The 2706-nt window shown below is 36.4% G+C and carries 2 protein-coding genes; one reads left to right on the top strand and one right to left on the bottom strand.

All coding sequences use genetic code 11. The annotated features are described in order from the left end of the window. The first annotated feature begins 262 nt into the window (after nucleotides 1–262). Nucleotides 263–1672 carry a nucleotide-binding domain-containing protein gene (locus PL85_RS18015; RefSeq protein ID WP_115339420.1) on the top strand — a complete coding sequence of 470 codons (1410 nt, stop codon included), beginning with the start codon at nucleotides 263–265 and terminating at the stop codon, nucleotides 1670–1672. A 30-nt stretch (nucleotides 1673–1702) separates the two neighbouring features. Here the strand turns inward: PL85_RS18015 and PL85_RS18010 are convergent, their stop codons facing one another. Continuing rightward, a complete protein-coding gene (locus tag PL85_RS18010; RefSeq protein WP_115339421.1) occupies nucleotides 1703–2269 on the bottom strand; it encodes a hypothetical protein in 567 nt (188 codons plus the stop codon). Between the last annotated feature and the right edge of the window lie 437 nt (nucleotides 2270–2706).

The raw sequence follows: 2706 nt of genomic DNA, 5'->3' as shown, positions 1-2706 counted from the left end.
AAGCGGAGAAGAGCCCTTTAGGTATGGGAAAGTTGCTTAATGAAGTGTCCAGTTTTGCAGGCACCGATCACTTCCACCAAGTAATGTGATGTTGACACATGTGATTATCGCTAAAGTCAACATCACAACTATCATCCGACTATAGCATTAGAACTCATTTGACTTACATCAATAAGCAATTAATTGCTATCTATTCGCACGCATAAAAAGTAAGTTATAGTGTCGTGGAGTAGTACACGATAATGATTAGTTGGAGGAATTCGTGTCAGCAAAAAGTTTAGAGGAAATTACAAAAGGTTATTTTTCGGATATCCGAGATGGGTTAGAAAGCAAACGTTCTAAAAGAATTATAGGTAATGAAAATTTCTCAACAGAGTCATTTGATGAGTTGTTTGAATCGGTTGATTTATATAAGAGCGCTAGTGTTTCGCGTCGTTTAAAAGCGGAATCGAGCGGGGAGCTTACGGCTCCAGAAGAGTACACCTATCAGAACGCTTTACGACCATGGTTTAATAAGGTTGGATTAAACCAAAGTAAGGTAGGCCCGCATCCAGATTTCGCTCACTTAAAGGATTCGGGTGAAGTAGAGTTTCATCATATTGTGACAATGTTTGTAGACATAAAAAGAAGCTCTAGACTGTCTTTGTTAATGCCTTTACAAGATGCATATGTGGTAAAAAACCGAATTCTTCAAGCATGCGTTGATGTGATTCGTGCATTAGATGGTTACCCACATCGACTTATGGGAGATGCCGTTATGGCTTTTTTTGGTGGGAAAGGCAATTGTCCTGAAGATGCGATAGCTAATGCTCTAAACGCATCTTCAGCGTTAAAGCTAATTCTTACTGAAACGGTTTTCCCAGAACTAAACAAACTTATAGGCAAAGACGTTAACCTAGGAGTTCGTGTGGGGTTAGATTATGGCTCTCGTAAAGAGGTTGTTTGGGCCAATTATGGTTATGGTGATGCATCGGAAGTTACTGCTCTAGGTATACCAGTAGATCTTGCTTCAAAAGCCCAATCTCAAGCACGAACGAACACAGCTATGTTGGGGCAAGGTATTTTAGATTATGTTGACTTTCCAGATAGATATTCTGAAATTAAGACCGTAGGTAAAGATAAATCTGAGGAACGATATATATTGCCTAATATGAGCGACGAAAATGGCATTCCAATAAATCGTCGATGTCGTTTATTAAAAATGGAAATGTATCAAGATTTGTTACCAGTTCCATTAAATTGGAAAACTCTTGGAAGTAGTCGATTAACCTATCGAGATAATATTAAATTCAAATGCTACTACAGGAAGAGTGATTCAGATGGATGGGAAGAATATAAATCAGTTTCTTATTTTTTAGAAAAAGATATGAAATTAAAGTTTGTGTTGGAGATATTAAATCCAAATGAGCTTTCATCTCTATATCCTCTTAATGCAAAGTTTATAAAGAACAACCATGGTAAAGAAGCGCTTCAAAACGAAGAAAATGGCCTTACAGATACCAAAGTCCGTCAGATAGATAAACCTACCGATATGTATCAAAGTTCAATTGTACTTGATTTTCCAGAAGGTACTGCATATCGGGGACTGCATACTATGGAGGTTTCATTATCACCAAAATCGAATTTAAATGTTGTTATATATAGCGATATAATTGGTGTCTTCATTAAGTAATTAAATGAGGGGGGATGTTCCCCTCATATTTCATTTGCAGATTGATAAGAACTTAGTAAATTCATGATGCTCAATAAAATAAACCATAGTAGCCAAGCCTATCAATGAAATTGATAGCGCCACCCACAACCAATGTAAACTTTTTTTGAAGTTTTTCATCTTGTTAAAGCATATTTCTGAACAAATCCAATGATTTTCAAGGATGTCTTCATTTAAATTCTTTACAAACATATCATTGTTTATATTTATGCTTTCATAATATAGCTTAAACTGCTCTAAACTAGGGGTATTTGAAGCTATTGATGCAAAAGATATGATTGATTCTTTTTCTGATGGCTTAAGGTTTGGTGAAAATATAGTTTTTATAGTATAAAAGAACACAATCCAAGGTAATAACACCAACCCTAGAATTGCAATCGTCAAAGTTGCTGATATTACAGCATTGTCATCAGTTATAACGCTATAAAACAACGTTGAATAAATACCTAAAAATGTAACAGCAGCAGCTAGGCAAAAAGATGCTTTTTGATCAGCGGCCAGAGTGTAGCTATCTGTTCTTCGTAATGACTCAAAGAGTATCTGTGTTTTGTCTACCATGTTACTATCCCTGAATGATTTATCTGATGTATATATCAGACGCCTGACATAAATAATGTATGATTACGTTTTGATGACGATCATAACAGATTCATGTCTGTTGTTATATTCGAATGACACAGAAGCTAGAGCGCAGTTCTCTCAGGCATCCTCTCTCATTAATCTTAACCCTCCGCAACAAACAGCCTTTTACATAATATTTTTGGGTGCTGATTTATTTTTGTCCAGTTACGAGCAGAGCCGTTCAACATCCAGACATAACTATAAGTATCTTAAACTCAGTAGCGCAACCCGTTGCTGAGTAATCGCACTAAAACACAAAGGGGCAATTCTGTTTTAGCAGGATGCCCAGTCAACACAAAACTGGACATAAACGTGTTTGAAGGTTTGCTTGTGTATAGAGACTCTGGATTAGTTTAAGGGCTCTTCTCCGCTTA

The organism is Vibrio anguillarum (assembly GCF_001989995.2).
GTDB classification, from domain to species: domain Bacteria; phylum Pseudomonadota; class Gammaproteobacteria; order Enterobacterales; family Vibrionaceae; genus Vibrio; species Vibrio anguillarum.
Note: the sequence above shows the minus strand (reverse complement) of the source record. Positions and strands in the feature narration are given on the sequence as shown.